At 55.4% G+C, this 15703-nt stretch carries 14 protein-coding genes, 1 tRNA gene and 1 riboswitch; of the genes, 9 read left to right on the top strand and 6 right to left on the bottom strand.

Annotated features, from left to right (window positions below; genetic code table 11):
• The first annotated feature begins 11 nt into the window (after positions 1 to 11).
• Together FDK21_RS19720 and FDK21_RS19715 are read left to right on the top strand one after the other, a co-directional pair.
• A complete protein-coding gene (locus tag FDK21_RS19720; RefSeq protein ID WP_138150585.1) occupies positions 12 to 509 on the top strand; it encodes an MmcB family DNA repair protein in 498 nt (165 codons plus the stop codon).
• A 258-nt stretch (positions 510 to 767) separates the two neighbouring features.
• Entirely contained in the window at positions 768 to 974 is a 207-nt protein-coding gene (locus tag FDK21_RS19715; RefSeq protein WP_114007939.1) for a cold-shock protein, read from the top strand.
• 188 nt (positions 975 to 1162) lie between these two features.
• On the opposite strand, the gene FDK21_RS19710 is transcribed toward FDK21_RS19715, so the two are convergent.
• Together FDK21_RS19710 and FDK21_RS19705 are read right to left on the bottom strand one after the other, a co-directional pair.
• Entirely contained in the window at positions 1163 to 1717 is a 555-nt protein-coding gene (locus tag FDK21_RS19710; protein ID WP_114007938.1) for an ActR/PrrA/RegA family redox response regulator transcription factor, read from the bottom strand.
• 109 nt (positions 1718 to 1826) lie between these two features.
• Positions 1827 to 3275, bottom strand: a complete 1449-nt coding sequence (locus FDK21_RS19705; RefSeq protein ID WP_246657635.1) for an ActS/PrrB/RegB family redox-sensitive histidine kinase — start codon at positions 3273 to 3275, stop codon at positions 1827 to 1829.
• A gap of 395 nt (positions 3276 to 3670) precedes the next feature.
• Here FDK21_RS19705 and phaZ point away from each other — a divergent pair, with 395 nt between their 5' ends.
• The gene (gene phaZ / locus FDK21_RS19700; RefSeq protein ID WP_280955300.1) at positions 3671 to 5074 is read left to right on the top strand and encodes a polyhydroxyalkanoate depolymerase; all 1404 of its coding nucleotides are present in this window, start codon (positions 3671 to 3673) and stop codon (positions 5072 to 5074) included.
• 46 nt (positions 5075 to 5120) lie between these two features.
• Here the strand turns inward: phaZ and FDK21_RS19695 are convergent, their stop codons facing one another.
• Positions 5121 to 5471, bottom strand: coding sequence for a helix-turn-helix domain-containing protein (locus tag FDK21_RS19695; RefSeq protein ID WP_171022203.1), 351 nt, complete (start codon positions 5469 to 5471; stop codon positions 5121 to 5123).
• Between the two features lie 205 nt (positions 5472 to 5676).
• Here FDK21_RS19695 and FDK21_RS19690 point away from each other — a divergent pair, with 205 nt between their 5' ends.
• The 3 genes from FDK21_RS19690 to FDK21_RS19680 all read left to right on the top strand — a co-directional run bounded on the left by FDK21_RS19690 (position 5677) and on the right by FDK21_RS19680 (position 8640).
• Positions 5677 to 6309 (top strand): NAD(P)H-dependent oxidoreductase, encoded by a 633-nt coding sequence (locus tag FDK21_RS19690; protein WP_114007935.1) that lies wholly within the window; start codon positions 5677 to 5679, stop codon positions 6307 to 6309.
• A gap of 365 nt (positions 6310 to 6674) precedes the next feature.
• Positions 6675 to 7133 (top strand): DUF2852 domain-containing protein, encoded by a 459-nt coding sequence (locus FDK21_RS19685; protein ID WP_114007934.1) that lies wholly within the window; start codon positions 6675 to 6677, stop codon positions 7131 to 7133.
• A 267-nt stretch (positions 7134 to 7400) separates the two neighbouring features.
• A riboswitch (FMN riboswitch) is annotated at positions 7401 to 7573 on the top strand.
• Between the two features lie 218 nt (positions 7574 to 7791).
• Positions 7792 to 8640, top strand: coding sequence for a DMT family transporter (locus FDK21_RS19680; protein ID WP_138150593.1), 849 nt, complete (start codon positions 7792 to 7794; stop codon positions 8638 to 8640).
• A 53-nt stretch (positions 8641 to 8693) separates the two neighbouring features.
• On the opposite strand, the gene FDK21_RS19675 is transcribed toward FDK21_RS19680, so the two are convergent.
• Complete coding sequence (locus FDK21_RS19675; RefSeq protein ID WP_138150583.1) at positions 8694 to 9086, bottom strand: RidA family protein; 393 nt, start codon at positions 9084 to 9086, stop codon at positions 8694 to 8696.
• 252 nt (positions 9087 to 9338) lie between these two features.
• Here FDK21_RS19675 and FDK21_RS19670 point away from each other — a divergent pair, with 252 nt between their 5' ends.
• Entirely contained in the window at positions 9339 to 11297 is a 1959-nt protein-coding gene (locus tag FDK21_RS19670) for a beta-N-acetylhexosaminidase (protein ID WP_171022188.1), read from the top strand.
• Between the two features lie 20 nt (positions 11298 to 11317).
• Here the strand turns inward: FDK21_RS19670 and FDK21_RS19665 are convergent, their stop codons facing one another.
• Positions 11318 to 12289 (bottom strand): complex I NDUFA9 subunit family protein, encoded by a 972-nt coding sequence (locus tag FDK21_RS19665; RefSeq protein ID WP_138150581.1) that lies wholly within the window; start codon positions 12287 to 12289, stop codon positions 11318 to 11320.
• 258 nt (positions 12290 to 12547) lie between these two features.
• On the opposite strand from FDK21_RS19665, the gene FDK21_RS19660 reads away from it, so the two are divergent.
• Positions 12548 to 12634, top strand: a tRNA-Leu gene (locus tag FDK21_RS19660).
• Between the two features lie 1506 nt (positions 12635 to 14140).
• On the opposite strand, the gene FDK21_RS19655 is transcribed toward FDK21_RS19660, so the two are convergent.
• Positions 14141 to 14656: a BRO family protein gene (locus FDK21_RS19655; RefSeq protein WP_246657634.1), complete on the bottom strand. Its 516-nt coding sequence runs from the start codon at positions 14654 to 14656 to the stop codon at positions 14141 to 14143.
• Positions 14657 to 14718: 62 nt separating this feature from the next.
• On the opposite strand from FDK21_RS19655, the gene FDK21_RS19650 reads away from it, so the two are divergent.
• Entirely contained in the window at positions 14719 to 15582 is an 864-nt protein-coding gene (locus FDK21_RS19650; protein WP_138150580.1) for a HEPN domain-containing protein, read from the top strand.
• Positions 15583 to 15703 lie beyond the last annotated feature (121 nt).

The raw sequence follows: 15703 nt of genomic DNA, 5'->3' as shown, positions 1-15703 counted from the left end.
CAACGGACAGAATGGGACGCATGATCGAGCCGGAGATATCCGCCCCGGTGGATGGGCGCCAATCAGAACGGGCTTTGGAGATCCAACGTGGCACCGCCCGCCTGCTCCGGCGGCATGGCTTTGTCTCGATCCCGGAATTGACGCTGAAATCAGGTCGCCGTGCCGATCTTTTTGCCATCAATGGCAAGGGAGAAATCTGGATCGTCGAAATCAAGTCTTCTCTGGCGGATTTCCGGGCGGACAGCAAGTGGCCTGATTATTGGGACTATTGCGACAGACTTTTCTTCGCCACCAATCAACAGACCCCGGCGGAGATTTTTCCTCAGGAAGCAGGTCTGATCATCGCCGATTCTCATGGGGCGGAGATTGTCCGCGACGTTGAGCTTAGCAAGCTGGCCGCCGCCCGCCGAAAGGCCGTGACCCTGAGATTTGCACAGGTGGCCGCCAGCCGACTTCACGCCATTCATGACCCCGGAGTGCCAATCCATATAGAGCCTGCCAAAATTTGATGGCTTCCTTCGATCTGTTGGATCGACCGCAAGCCGAAGTCGACGCACTTAAGGATACAGAACTCTGGGAAGGGGATCTTTGGTAGCAGTTCGCGCTTGATTTCGCGAAGGTCTTGTGGCAATTCTTCCGTGCTGGACTTTTCTATTCGACACTGCTCTACCCCGTTGGACTTCCTTTGGGCGTCAGTCTTTCGATACAGACGAGCTACGCCGAGCTATCGCATCGTGCGGATAGCATACTATTTGGAGACAACGGTTATGGCTAACGGCACCGTTAAATGGTTCAACCCAACCAAAGGGTTTGGTTTCATTGCCCCTGAAGATGGCGGCAAAGATATTTTCGTACACATTTCTGCTGTAGAGCGTTCCGGTCTTTCTGGCCTGGACGAAAACCAGAAAGTATCCTACGAGCTGCAGACCGGTCGTGATGGCCGCGAAAGCGCTGCAAACCTTGAAATCCTCTAAGTCTGATTTTCAGACTTTGGCGATTCCTTTGCGGAATTGCGGATCAAAGGCACAAGAGATGAAACCGGCCGCTGGCCGGTTTTTTTGTATCTGACCCTTTGCATCGGGTCGATGGCCGTAAGCGAACGCCTCCTGACCGATGGCAGGAGAGACGGATCAGGTGAGCGCCGGGTTAGTTCAGCGTTGGTTTAACGGGGTGCGCGCTTGGCAAGAATCCGCTGCAGGGTGCGACGGTGCATGTTCAGGCGGCGTGCCGTCTCGGACACGTTGCGATCACACAATTCATAGACCCGCTGGATATGCTCCCACCGTACGCGATCGGCGGACATGGGGTTTTCCGGCGGCTCGGACTTTTGTCCCCCTTCATTCATCAAGGCAGCATAGATGTCATCCGCATCGGAGGGCTTGGCCAGATAGTCAACCGCACCGAGTTTGACGGCCGTCACGGCCGTTGTGATATTGCCATAGCCCGTCAGCATGATGGTCCGAGCGTCGGGGTTGGTGTTGCGGATGGCCTCGATCACATCGAGTCCGTTGCCGTCGCCAAGTCGCATATCAACCACGGCATAGCGGGGCGGCTCGACCTTGACGATCATCAGGGCTTCGGCCACGCTATCGGCGGTCTGAATGGTGAAGCCACGGCTTTCCATGGCACGTGCGAGGCGGATGAGGAAGGGACGATCATCATCAACTAACAGAAGATATCCAGGCTGAGTGCTCGAAATTTGGTCAGTAAGCGTCATGGTTGGTCGTCCTTCTTGCCCTTGCCAAACCCTAGCATTGATTCCTCTTGGCGGAATTTAGTGTGGCAATCGGTCTCATAACTTAAATCTAGCATCAAACTTACTTCTTTTATTGATCTGTCTCAAGAACCGCTCGTGGCCAGTATATATCTACCACTGCTCCACTGTTTTTATGGACTTTTTTGCTTTTCTTGCCCTTCTTTGCACCATTGCGGTTGCTGATTTCTACCCGACCACCAGTGCGTTCAAGCAGGGTCTTGGCGATGAAGAAGCCAAGGCCCAGCCCGCCGCCATTCAACCCCTGCGACAGTATGGTGTCTGTGTCTGGCCTGTGAATTGCAGAGCGATCCGGTTGGCCCGGCTCAGGTCGACTGGTGACATAAGGGTCGCCCAATCGCTGCAACATGACATCCGAAAAGCCCGGCCCATCATCGGCGATGCGTATCGACAGGGTTCGCTCGTTCCATTGCGCAGAGATCTCCACCCGTGAGGCTGCAAAATCGGTGGCATTCTCGATCAGATTGCCAAGGCCGAACATCAGCCCCGGATTGCGCCATAGAACGGGATGATCGTCCCGGTCGGTCGGGAAAGACTGGACAATCTCGACATCGAACAGTTCAAAGGGCTCGACCAGCTCCGAAATCAGCGACGACAACCGCATCTTGGAGAAATTGGCATGGTCATCCCCTGACAGGGAGCGCAACTTGCCCAGAATTTCACGGCAACGTTCCGCCTGACTGCGCAGCAATTGCGCATCCTCATGCAAGGGATCTGCCGGATCGAGTTCGCGCTCCAGCTCCTTGGCCACCAGTTGGATGGTTGAAAGCGGGGTGCCCAATTCGTGCGCAGCGGCTGTCGCCAATCCGTCCAGCGTAGTCAGATGCTGCTCGTTGGCGAGGATCAGTTCGGTCGCCGACAGGGCATTGGCCAACAAATGGCCTTCCTGGGCGATCCGGTGGGCATAGACGCTTAGAAACAGCATGGTGACAAGGATCGCCAGCCAGATCCCGGCCACATACATCATCGGGAACTGCGGCGGTGTGGCTTCCGCCCATGGCAGAGGCATGTGAAAGAAGACCAGCAAAGTTGCGATGAGGACGATCAGGCCCGTCAATGGAATGGTGTAGCGAGCTGGCTGCATGGTGGCTGAGACCACAGCAGGCACCAGCAGCAACAGTGCAAAGGGATTGTGCAGCCCGCCGGTCAAATAGAGCAAGCCGCCCAGTTGGGCCGAATCATAGGCCAGCAACCCCGTCGCAGGACCCGGAGCCAACCGCACACTGTTGCGAATCTGGAAATGCAGATAGAGATTGAGCCAGGCTGATAATCCGACCAAGGCAAGACACAGCAAGCCTGGAAATTCATAGCCCAGCACCAGCCAGACAAACAGAACCGCTGACCCTTGCCCCAGAATGGCCAGCCAGCGCAAGCCCACGAGAGTGCCCAACTTGATCTGCCTGCTGGAGAAAATCGGATCGGATTGGTTTGATGGAAGCATGATGAAGGCTTGATGTGAAACGGCCTGAACGGATGCCGTCAGGCTCTTGCTGCGGGTCATACTGTCACCCTCGGGACAAATTCCGCAATAGCCTATCTGCGCTTTTTTGGGAATTTATGTTGCGTTGCAACAAATTTCCGTGTCAAATACGGATGGGTTCGTTATTCTTACGCCTAAAGAGGTAAGTGAATACCTTGAATTTTGGCGATGGCTGGCTTTACTATATTGCCTTGCACAATAAGTGAAGAACAAGCGCTTGTTTATAAAATGTCGCTGAAGGCAAATCAGGGTCATCAAGCCAAGGCTGGCCGTTTGGTGAAAGCCCAAGGCAGGGCACAGGCTACAAGGCAAAGCCCCAAAAAGAGCTTCAAGGCAAGCCAGAACAGAATCGACGCGTAGCGTTCGGTTTCAGCAGTCGCCCTGTATCAGGAATCACCAGTTTTAGGAATCATATGATGAAATTTGATAGTTTCTCTTTCGAAGGCTGGTTCGATCCGAACAATCTCGACCTGCAGCAGTTCGATCCAACCCGGATGATGTCCGGCCTGCCCTATATGGACTATTTCGACTGGCAGGATCACATGGAACTGGACATGTCGATGATCCCGATGCCGGTCTATCAGCTCTATGAATGGCACCATGCCATGCTGAGCCCGTGGCGGGCAGCGGCGGATGCTACCCGTATCTTCATGCAGAACCCGGTCAATCCCCTGTCCCAGACCCCCTGGGGCAAGACGATGGCTGCCGCAGCCGAGCTGTTCGAGCGCACCACCCGCCGCTATGGCAAACCGGAATTTGGCCTGTTTGAGACCTCTGTCGATGGGCAAGCCACCTCGGTGCACGAAAAGACTGTCTGGCGTCGCCCCTTCTGCAATCTCATCCATTTCGAGCGCATGTTGCCTGCAGCCCACAGGCCTGACCCCAAAGTCCTCATCGTGGCACCTTTGTCCGGTCACTATGCGACGCTTTTGCGCGGCACGGTAGAAACCATGCTGCCCGGTCACGATGTCTATATCACCGACTGGATCGATGCCCGTCTTGTACCCGCGCAGGAGGGGGATTTCGGCCTCGATGACTATATTGAATATATCATGGGTATGATCCACTATCTCGGCCCCAACACCCACGTGATGGCGGTTTGCCAGCCGTCCGTTCCGGTGTTGGCGGCGGTCTCGGTGATGAATGAGGACAACGATCATCGGGCGCCGGCCTCCATGACCCTGATGGGCGGGCCGATCGACACGCGCATCACCCCAACCGCCGTCAATGACTATGCGGTCAGCAAAGGCATCGACTGGTTCCGCAAGAATGTCATCATGACTGTGCCTTTCCCGCATCAGGGCTTTGGCCGCCGGGTCTATCCCGGTTTCCTGCAACTGGGTGGCTTCATGGGTATGAATCTTGATCGTCACGTCAGTGCGCATCAGGAATTTTATAACCACCTGATCGTTGGCGACGGCGATTCCGCCGAGAAGCACCGTGATTTCTATGACGAGTATCTCGCCGTCATGGACATGACCGAGGACTTCTATCTCGACACGATCAAGGCCGTCTTCATCGATCATGCCTTGCCCGAAGGCACATTCACCTACCGTGGGCGGACCATCGATTGCGCCAAGATCACCAAAACCGCCTTGATGACGGTTGAGGGCGAAAAGGACGATATCACCGGCACCGGCCAGACCGAAGCGGCTCAGGGCCTGTGCAGCGGACTGCCAGACAGCATGAAGGTGCATTACCAGCAGCCTGATGTCGGCCATTATGGTGTCTTCAATGGCTCCCGCTTCCGCGCTGAAATCGCCCCCCGCATTGCCGACTTCATGCGGACCCACGATCTGGTGCTGAATAAACCCAAGTGATCTACCAGGATGGGAGTGATCTACTAGGATGGGAGCAGGGGCCAATCTAGCGCCTGTTTGGCTCCTTGGCTTTGTCCTCTTGGGCCTTGCGTGCATCAAAGGCCGCACGGGCCGTGTGAATGCGGTCATGATGCTCAAACACCCAACTGCCCAGCCCGACAATCGGTTCGGCAAAGGATTGTCCCAGCTCTGTGAGCGCATATTCCACCGCAGGCGGTGTGGTCGGATACACCGTGCGGCTGACAAGGCCATCGCGCTCCAGCGCCCGCAATGTGAGCGTCAGCATCCGTTGGGAAATGCCGACAACTGACCGCTTCAGCACTCCAAAGCGTTTGGGACCACTGCGCAGCATCATGATCACCAGCACCGTCCATTTGTCCCCCAGACGGGACAGCATGTCGCTAACGGTCGGGCATTTCACAGAGCTGAAGCCGCTTTCGCTGCATTCATCAATTTTTTCCATGGTATCAAAAATGTGCCTTCTTGCATGTTGCAGCTGGTTACGTATTTATGTGTGGTTACGAAACAGTACCACACTTCACGACTCGAAGCGAGTGCAAGGGGAGGCTTGCAGGTTGCTCGTGTTACAAGAAAGGCAAAATATGTATCTCGATAAACTCAACTGGCGCTACGCAACCAAGAAAATGGACCCCACAAAATCTGTGCCGCAGGACAAGGTGGACCGGATCGTTGAAGCCGTGCGTCTGGCACCAACCTCCAGTGGCCTGCAGCCTTTCGAGCTGATTGTCGTCACCAACAAAGCGCTCAAGGACAAGATCAAGGAGGCTGCCTACGGTCAGGCGCAGGTCTCCGACGGGTCCCATCTGCTGGTTTTTGCTGCTTGGGACACCTATACCCCGGAGCGCATCAACCAGATGTTCGATCAGGTGATCGAGGAGCGCGGCGTCAATGATGATGCATGGGAAGCCTATCGCCAGCGTCTTCTGGGCATGTTTGGTCCGCGCGATGCGGAAGAGAATTACGCGCATGCTGCCCGTCAGGCCTATATCGCCCTTGGCATGGCTTTGTCGGCAGCCGCCTTTGAGGAGGTTGATTCCACGCCGATGGAAGGCTTCGACCCGGAAGCCGTCGACGAAATCCTTGGCCTCAAGGAGCGGGGTTTGCGCTCGGTGCTTCTGCTGCCATTGGGTTATCGCGATGAAACCGCCGACTGGCTGGTCAATCTGAAAAAAGTGCGCCGTGCCAAAGAAAATTTCGTCATCGAGATGGCGTAACGTTGCCAAACTGCTGCGACAAATCGGCTCCGGCATGTCCGGGGCCTTTTTTGTGCGAAAATTGCGCAAAATGCGCCAAAATGCCCTCAAAGCCGATAGATGCGGACCGGAATCCATTTGCTTTCAATCTGTTATCGGGGGCGCTGATTAAGGGGCAAGTCAGAACATCCGTGAATGTGGCGACAAGATGGTAAAAAAGGCTCCATTTCAACCCCTGAGATTGAAAATAAATTACCATCACTTTCCCTTGAACTCAGGTCTTTACCGTACCATTTCTCGTGATGTGAGAGCACAACAGCCAGTCAGGAACTAAGAAAGAGTGGCTTGTGTGTAAAGGAGATGTAATTCCAATCGAAAGGGAGACAATGTCACAGACTGCTACTACTAAGTCATCTTGGAAGGCTTCCAATGTTGCCTTGATGATACTTGGTTTTATTTTCTTCTGGCCGCTTGGTCTTGCAATGTTGGCATATATCATCTGGGGTGAAGAAATGCGTGAAATATTCAAGGATATCAAATCGCGAGTGGATCATGAATTCAAAGGCTCCGGATGTCGCCATCGTCGCGACCGTGGCCTGTCCAGCAGCGGCTTTGGCCGGACCGGCAACGCAGCCTTCGATGAATACCGCAAGGCTGAAATGGAACGTCTGGAAGAAGAACGTCGCAAACTCGAAGCAGAAAAGGCCGAATTCGAAGAATTTCTGGTCGAACTGCGCCGGGCCAAGGACAAGGAAGAGTTCGAACGCTTCATGGCGGCTCGTCACAATTCCAAGCAGGCACCGTCCGAAGGCGATGTCCATCAAGACCACAAGCCGGAGGCCTGAATCACGATGACAGGCTGAAGGACCAACCAAGGCCTGAAAGTCCTCGCTTGAGGCACACACCATACCAAACAAAAGGGCGGGACCTTGACTCCCGCCTTTTGTTGTTTCTGGGGTCAGCGCAGCTTTTTGCGGGCTCGTTTGATATCTCTCCCTCCTCCAAAATTGCCTAAAAAAGCGTCGCGCTTGCTTTTATAGCAAAAAGGCGGCATTTTATCTCGGCTCGTGCGACAGGTATTTTCAGCTCAATGGGAAACATACCGGCCGGGCACTTATTCTCGGGGCGGGGTGGAAGTCCCCACCGGCGGTAAGGAGTGGCGAATTGTGCCTCTTCAAGCCCGCGAGCGCATTGGTCAAAGCCCAACAAAGGCCCAAGCCAATGGTCAGCAGATCTGGTGCAAAGCCAGAGCCGACGGTTACAGTCCGGATGAAAGAGAATGAGACAGACGGGATGCACCTCTTTGGCGGCCTTTGGGCTTTGCGCCGAAGCGGCGTGTCGTGCTGTCCCTTTGCGTCCTGATTCACACGTGTTCTTGCGTCTCCTGTTTGATCAGAGCGCAAGTCAACTCAGGAATGCGATATGAATCAGAGTTCCCACTCCTCCCAAGCTTCCCATTCAGGCCTGACTGTCGAGGCACCAGACCTGCGGTCCAATGCATTGATGGGCGCGATCTATATGATCCTTGCCGGACTGGCCTTTGCCTTGGTCAATCTGGCGACCCAATATCTGACCATGCGGATGGGCTTGTCCTCTCCGGTCGTGGCGTTCGGGCAATATTTCGTGGCTTTGCTGATCAGCCTGCCATGGTTGTTGCGCACCGGGCTGGCAGCGGCCCGCACCCAATATCTCTGGCGCCATATTCTCAGGGTGGTGTTTGCCGTGCTTGGGGTTCAGGCCTGGATGGCCGGGCTGGCCCATGTGCCGATCTGGCAGGCCATTGCCCTGATCATGACCTCCCCCTTCTTCGTGACCTTGGGGGCAAGCCTGTTGCTGAAGGAAAAAATTGGCCTGCATCGCCTGACCGCGACCATCGTTGGCTTTGTCGGTGGCATGATCATTCTGGCCCCTTGGTCCGATGCCTTCAGCTGGCATGCGCTCTGGCCGGTCGGTGCTGCCATCTTCTGGGCGGCGACATCACTGATGACCAAGCAACTGACAGCCGCCGAAGCCCCCGCCACGGTGACCGTCTATCTGTTGCTTTTGATGACGCCGATCAACGGCCTGCTGGCGGTTGGCAGCGGCTGGGTGATACCCGGCGGCATGGCGCTGGTTATCATTCTGGCCTCGGGATTGCTGGTTTATATCGCCCAGCTGTTGATCGCGCGCGCCTATTCGGTGGCGGATGCGGCCTATGTTCAGCCCTTCGACCATGTCAAATTGCCGATCAATGTGATGGCTGGCTGGCTGGCCTTTGGCTTTGCGCCGGTCGGCTATTTCTGGCCCGGCGCTCTGCTGATTGTCGCAGCTTCGCTCTATATCCTGCATCGCGAGGCAGCCGCCCGCGATTGAGTCACAAAGGCCCCGCATGCGGGGCCTTTATCATACCGTCTGGGAGTGACCATCTACTCGGCCTTGGTGCGTTTGAGCGCGGTCACTTCTATCTCGATTTTCATCTCCGGGCGCAACAGCTCGCAAATGATCAACGTAGCCGCAGGGCGGATGTCACCCAGATATTTGCCGAAGATCGGAAAGACCTCGTCAGCACCGGCCCGGCTGGTGACATAATAATGCACCCTGACCACATCGCTCAGCGCAAAGCCAGCCTCCCTGAGCACATTGGCAATGTTGGAAAAACAATTATGGGCTTGTCCCGATATGGTGGATGGCATTTCCATCGTTTCATAATTGTAACCGGTGGTCCCAGACACAAAGCACCAGTCTCCGTCCACGACGGCTCGACTATATCCTGCTTCTTGCTCCATTGCTGAACCCGTTGAAATGCGCTGTCTTTGCATCAAACCCCATCCTTTCGCGATTGTGTCCCGTCCTTCATGCCGGTTCGCAGAATGGCCGGGCAGGCTGTTCTCTCTACGTGTCTTCCACAGGCTTGTCAAAAGGTCGATCCTCTCGGTTCGACTTTGCGGCTTTGCACCCTTTGCGTTCTCACCGCTTCAATTTGTTGGATGGGGGGCACTATCTCTTTTCTTTTCCTGCCGCTGAGGTCAGTATGGTCGCCATCGGAAACGCTTGAATGGCAGGAAGAAAGTATGTCTGAGAAGGGTGAGCTGGTCCTCAAAAGCCTCTGGATCGATGATGGTTCGAAAACCGGCCAAATCAAACTGACTTTGATGGGGGCTGCCGGGCAAGCGCTCCCCAAAGGTACCCGGCTGGCATTGACTGCGCTGACCCGGATTCCCAAAGGCACCGAACTGATCGGTGCCAGTCTGGCGCGTCGGGTGGCCAACTATCACGAGTTTCTCCCTATCGAGCCCGTGGTGGGCGACAAGGCGGGCTGCCTCTGGCAGATCACCATTCCGGTCCTTTCCCATCGCCCCGGCCATTATACGGAAGGGCCATCTTCGGCTTTTCTGATTTTTGCGGACAACACGACTCAAGCCGTTGCCTGCGCGCCACTTGAAAAGGAAGGCACGCCCTATCAGCCCGTTGACATGCGCCGCGCAGCATTGCCATCTGATATGTCTAGCACAGGCCCCCAGCTGGGCTTGCTGCCAATGGCCAATCATGTGGCGATCGACAGCTGGGCAGGCTCTGTGCCCGAGGCACTTCACACTGAGGGCAGCTGCGAGCAACTGGACAAAGTCAATGCCCTCTACAAGCGGCTCTATCAGGTCGACAAAGGCCCGTTCGATCCTTGCAGCACGCCTGCACCCCTGACGCTGCATCAAGGCGAGCAGGGATTGGCGAGCAAGGGCAAAGGAGCCTACCGCCTGCTTTTCTCGGATGGATCAGTCCGTCTGGAAGCCGGGGATGACACGGGTCGATTCTATGGCCTGATCGCGCTGGCGCAAATCTGGCACGGTGCGCGTGCAGCACCGCAGGCCTATGCCATGCCGTCAGATGGCCTGATCGAGGATTGGCCCAGCCATCAATGGCGCGGCATGCATCTGGATGTCTCGCGGCAATTCTATGCGCCCGCGACCATCGAACGCTTCCTCGACATTCTCGCCTGGAACCGCCTCAACCGCTTCCATTGGCACCTGTCCGACGACGAGGGCTGGCGGCTGGAAAGCCTTGCCTATCCATCCCTGACCCGTGTCGGAGCGTTCCGGGGGCATCGTCTGCCCTTGGTGCCGCAGCTCGGATGGGGGGCAGAGAAAGTGGGCGGCTTCTACAGCCAGTCCACCATCAAGACCATCCTCTCCCATGCGGAAGGCCTGCATATCGATGTGATGCCTGAGCTTGATGTGCCCGGTCATTGTCAGTCTGCCTTGGTCGCTGTCCCGGATCTGCTTGATCCCAGTGCCATGGAAGGCGGTGCCTCGGTGCAGGGCTATGTCAACAATGCCCTCAATCCCGGCCTCAACATCACATGGCAGTTTCTCGAGACGATCTTTGGCGAAGTGGCCGATCTGTTTCCCGGCACCTTTGTCCATGTTGGCGGTGATGAGGTGGCCGACGGAGCGTGGGATGGCTCCCGCTCAGCCATGAGCTGGGCCCGCGCCAAAGGCCATGTGGACGAGGCGGGCAAACCGGACAGCATGAAAATGCAGGCCGCCATTCTGAATTTCGTCGCCCGTCAGTTGGTCGGAGCAGGCAAAGTCCCGGTTGCCTGGCAGGAAGCCGCCCATGGCGGCGGGCTGGACCCGGACAAGACCATTCTGATGGCGTGGATGAACCCTGAAACCGGGCCCATCCTCAGCCGCGAAGGCTATCGGGTCGTGATGTGTCCGGGGCAGGCCTATTATCTGGATATGGCACAAGGACCCGACTGGAACGAACCGGGCCTTGATTGGGCCGGAACCACCCCTCTGGAAGCAACCTATCAGTTCAACCCGCTGGCGGGCTTCAGCGACGATGCCCAGAGCGTGATCGGCCTGCAGGGATGCATTTGGAGTGAAAATCTGTTGAACCGGCAGCTGTTCAACTATCTGGTCTTTCCGCGTCTGTCAGCCGTTGCGGAGGCCGCCTGGCTCGCCCCGGGCAAGAAAGATCTGGCAAGCTTTGCCATGCGCCATCCCCTGATGCCTACCTTGCCATCCGAGTGAGGCGGGAGACGGCCGCGCCCCTAGCGGGCGCGGTTGGCTTCATATTGTCCGGTGCTGCGATAGCTCCACAAATAGGTCGGGATCACGGCGTCGATGGCCAGCGGCTTCATGCCGAGCCCTGCGAAGCAGCGCCCCTCGGCCTTGGCGGCGTCGGATACCACATTGTCGCGCTTCAACAATGTCACCTGATCCCGCGTCAGCACCGGGTTGGGCAGTTTCTCGAAGATTGCCCCCATCAGACTGGCTGCGAAATAGGGGATGGGTAGCAACAAACGGCGCTTGCGCGTTTCGCGCATCATCATCTCCAGCAGTGCCTTGAAGCTCTTGACGTCCGGTCCACCCAGTTCATAGATGGTGCCCGCTTGCAAAGTCCCGTCGACACCGCGGGCAATCACTTCGGCCACATCGCCGACAAAGACCGGCTGAAACAGAGTGCGCCCCCCGCCAACCAGTGGCAGGAAGGGCGACAGGCGCGCCATCTCGGCAAATTTATTGAAGAAATCATCCTCATTGCCAATCAGCAGCGACGGGCGGACAATCACCGCCTCAGGCAAGGCTTGCAGGACAGCATCTTCCCCTTCGCCCTTGCTCTTTGCGTAGGCCGAAGGAGACGTGACATCGGCTCCGATGGCCGAGATCTGCACCAATTGCTTGATGCCAGCTTTGGCGCAGGCCTCGGCAATCCTCTTTGCCCCATCGCGGTGGACTGTGGCGAACCGCTGCTTTTTGGTCTCATACAGGATGCCAACCAGATTGATCACCGCATCCGCGCCATCAATGGCGCGGGCCACAGAGGCCTCATCGCGCAAATTGGCTTGCATCGGCATGATCTGGCCCACATTGCCCATGGGCTGCATGAAGCCGGCCAGATCCGGTCGCCGCACGGCGATGCGAATGCGATAGCCGCGCTTGGCCAGTGCCCGCACCACGTGACGGCCCAGAAAGCCCGAGCCACCAAAGATCGTGACGATTTTGCCTGTAGCCGTATCCATGAAACCTCTCCCCTGTCGCGCTGTCTATCCGGTCCGTTATTCGCGGATGTGCGAATTGGTTGCAGCCACTCCAACGCCGCAAAAACAACAACCTCTGCCTGTCCTAATCCTTATGAACAGGTCTGTGAAGCGCAAATATCAGCATTTGCCCCATGCCTCGATCCATTGGATGACGAATGGTGTGAATAGTTTCGATTTTTTTATAAGCTACGTTGACAAGGCGATGCCGGATCCTTAAAACCCGCCTCACATCTGATTGCCCAGGTGGCGGAACTGGTAGACGCGCTAGCTTCAGGTGCTAGTTTCTGTATGGAAGTGGAGGTTCGAGTCCTCTCCTGGGCACCATTAACCCCTTAAAAGTCAATGTTTTCAGCGACTTCTAAGGGGTTAAATGTATCTACTCCCTCCAACTATGTACCGTTTTGTGTACCGCGCTTTGTGGATGATGACCCGGTATAGGCTTTTCCGCTCCGGCCACCCCCGGCACGGGGGGACACTCCAACTTCAGCATATACTGATTATGGTCAGAGATTTTTCTCCCAAAAATGTCGCTGGGGTCCTTGGGGCCACCTGACTGCATCCTGTTTTGGTTGCGGGTGTCTGCAATATCCACTGCAAATTTCATCGACATATCAGAGCCGGAATGACTCGTTTCTGCGCCTTCTAAGTGTTCATATTCCCCCTAGCCTCGACAGTCCCAAAAGCGGGAATTTAAATGTGGTGTCAACAGCTTAGAGATGTGAATAATGGGGAGCCTAACCGCAACGCCCTATGGGCAACAGGAAAGGCAACCGACCATGAGCAAGAGACACATTCCCTCCATCACCTTCGCTATCGACTTCTACAACAAGCAAGGTCAGCGCATAGCGTCCAGCACCCTTGAAGCCCTGACTACTGGGAAGCCTGTCTTCATGGCCATGCACTCCTGTTCGGTGGCTCAATCCCCCATGCTGAAGAGTTCGAGCTTACGGAGCAACGAATGGCCGCATAGGGCTTGGGAGTCCATAGAGGGCCGTACAGAGTCATGTGGCTCTCTGGGCTAAGTGGCTGGCAAGAATGATCAAACAGGCTTCAGTGAGTCCCTGAGGGGCTTCTGGGGCCATTCTGTTGTTCAGGAGACCCGGTGCAGTCGATCAGGCAAAAAAGGTGGGATGAGGGGCGAAAGAAAAAAATGTGTCGCTGATCAAGGCCACTGTCCAGAATGGACATGTAAGCATAGACAGGCTTTCAGGGACCTATAGGGCTTGCCCTCCGAGACATGCCGCACATCTGACCGACACAAGGAAGGGGCCACAGGCAGCGCTCAGGAGGGCTACAGGAGTCGATCTCCTTTGCAGGAGACCAGATAAGGAAGAATGTATAGGAATGCGCCCAGAGGCTCTTGTCGGTCACCGCAGGGGAACCGCTGGGGTATCCCTTGGGTGCTGGGTGCCTTGGTGGTCTGTAGGGCCAGCGGTGAACCATGAGGACGCTAGACAGGCGATACTGCTGACCAAGTAGGAGGAGCAATGCTGCTGGGAGCATCTGGGGAACCCTAGGGTAACCTAGGGATAACTCTAAGGTAACCTTAAGGGAACCATAGAGGGACACTAAGAGAGGGTATCTCACCCCTCTGTATGAGGTCGTTTTAAAATCTCCCGGATTTCTGGGGTTCCTAGTTGGCTTGGATTGCCCCTGAATAGCGTGGTGTAACACCACAGTATCCCGCTGGCGATCTTCGACATGCTGCTGTATGGCTGCGCCGACATGGGCATAACCAAGCGCTTAACAGATGTCCTTAGCGATGAACCACGGCTGGTCGTCAATGAGGAGCGCCCGGAATGGCCGTTGCATGTGCAGTATGAGGCGGTTTTAACCCCCGACAGCCTTAAGTGTCATCTCATCCAGCGACATCTCACCCGTGAGCACCTTCTCCTCACCCTTGACATACATGCCGTCCTTGCGGATCGCTGGGAGCACATCGCGGGTCACCCAGTCTTGGAACTGTTTGGCTTCGGGCTTGTCGGAGCGCATGAGTAGCCGGTACAGGTCGCTTTCGGAGACGCATTGCCGCTTATGCCGCTGACCTCCTTCCCCCCTAATCGGAATGGGGGAGAGAAGATGCTCGACATCATTCAGGTTTTTCTTGAGAAAATCGTTCCTAACCTCCTCGTAGCCATTGCGAATGCGCATATAAACACCGAGCGCACGGCAAACATCAGCAGCGACGAACCAAGGGTCATTCGGTTTATCCGCGAAGGTGACCGTGCGGATCTCGTGAATCTTTCGGACTTGCATGTTGGAGCGGACAGCAAGGCCCTGCGCGTTCCAAACGGCCTTGATGGCGAACCAAAAGTCACCACCGTTGATGGCGCTGCAACTTTGCACACTTCCGTTCGATTATATATAATAGCTGGGGCAACGTAGCGCCTTTCCAAGGGGGATTAGTGGTGAAGGCAGATGTAGGGTCTGGTCAACTGTCGGGATGCCTAACGGGTATTGAGTTACCTTTAGATTGTTACGAACTGAATGAGGGAATTGAAATACGCTCATCTGTTTTTGAGTTGTTCAGCCATCCAATGATTGCCTTCTCAGAAGCTCCTAAGGGCTCTCCCACGCCGGGCCCATGGGCAGCCGTGCAGGGAGGTTTCCATTCCAAGTGTCGCGCCGAGTTGATTGTCACTGATAGCTCTCCGTTTAATGGCATTCCACTGCTGGAGATTGCTTGGCTGATTGCTGCACTTTTTCGACTGAAAGTAGAAGCTCCCATAAGGCTAGCTGTTGTTGCGGATATTCCTTTGGGTGAATTGCCCAATAACGATGTGTTTCGAGGAAGAATGTTTGAGGCGCATACAGTTCAAATTGGGTGCTTCCGACGCGAACGACAGCTCTTATCAATTGCAGATTTGCATGAGGTCCGGGAATTGCTCCCCACATTAGTGCAATCAATGTCTGATGAAACTTTCCGTCGGGCGTTCAGTATTTTTGATCAATCGATTTGGACGGGGCGCATTGAAACTGCGACTACGTTGATTTGGACAGCGTTGGAAATCTTGATGGGGGTTAGCAATGAGCGAAACAAATCAAAAGCGATTCCCTCTACTATCGCCGAGTGTATTGGTATGGATCGTTCAGATAGGGATCGAGCATTTAACGTCGTAAAGGAACTTTATAAGAAGCGGGGGCGTATTGTACATGCTGGCCGTGGGGCAGAGGACGAAGACTTCATTCAGTTGTTTGTGATTGCACGTACCGCGTTTTTGAATACACTTAGAAAAATGGATCAAGAAAGACTCCTGCCGTCAGTGTCTTAGAGCCAGATTTAAAAGTAGTTGAGCGATATCAATAGGTTGTGATTCAACCGTCTTTGATGAGAAGATGGAGGGTCATATGCCTTGGGATGATATCGCTCGGGTTCAATATAACCGGGATAAG

The organism is Cohaesibacter sp. CAU 1516, from assembly GCF_005771485.1.
Lineage (GTDB): Bacteria > Pseudomonadota > Alphaproteobacteria > Rhizobiales > Cohaesibacteraceae > Cohaesibacter > Cohaesibacter intestini.
This window is presented reverse-complemented; position numbering and strand designations above follow the sequence as displayed.

Coding starts and splice junctions, on each gene's coding strand:
- phaZ (WP_280955300.1), top strand. CDS start 3,671: ATGAAATTTGATAGTTTCTCTTTCGAAGGCTGGTTCGATCCGAACAAT.
- FDK21_RS19665 (WP_138150581.1), bottom strand. CDS start 12,289: ATGGATACGGCTACAGGCAAAATCGTCACGATCTTTGGTGGCTCGGGC.
- FDK21_RS19685 (WP_114007934.1), top strand. CDS start 6,675: ATGTCACAGACTGCTACTACTAAGTCATCTTGGAAGGCTTCCAATGTT.
- FDK21_RS19720 (WP_138150585.1), top strand. CDS start 12: ATGGGACGCATGATCGAGCCGGAGATATCCGCCCCGGTGGATGGGCGC.
- FDK21_RS19705 (WP_246657635.1), bottom strand. CDS start 3,275: ATGACCCGCAGCAAGAGCCTGACGGCATCCGTTCAGGCCGTTTCACAT.
- FDK21_RS19680 (WP_138150593.1), top strand. CDS start 7,792: ATGGGCGCGATCTATATGATCCTTGCCGGACTGGCCTTTGCCTTGGTC.
- FDK21_RS19710 (WP_114007938.1), bottom strand. CDS start 1,717: ATGACGCTTACTGACCAAATTTCGAGCACTCAGCCTGGATATCTTCTG.
- FDK21_RS19695 (WP_171022203.1), bottom strand. CDS start 5,471: ATGCTGTCCCGTCTGGGGGACAAATGGACGGTGCTGGTGATCATGATG.
- FDK21_RS19670 (WP_171022188.1), top strand. CDS start 9,339: ATGTCTGAGAAGGGTGAGCTGGTCCTCAAAAGCCTCTGGATCGATGAT.
- FDK21_RS19690 (WP_114007935.1), top strand. CDS start 5,677: ATGTATCTCGATAAACTCAACTGGCGCTACGCAACCAAGAAAATGGAC.
- FDK21_RS19675 (WP_138150583.1), bottom strand. CDS start 9,086: ATGCAAAGACAGCGCATTTCAACGGGTTCAGCAATGGAGCAAGAAGCA.
- FDK21_RS19715 (WP_114007939.1), top strand. CDS start 768: ATGGCTAACGGCACCGTTAAATGGTTCAACCCAACCAAAGGGTTTGGT.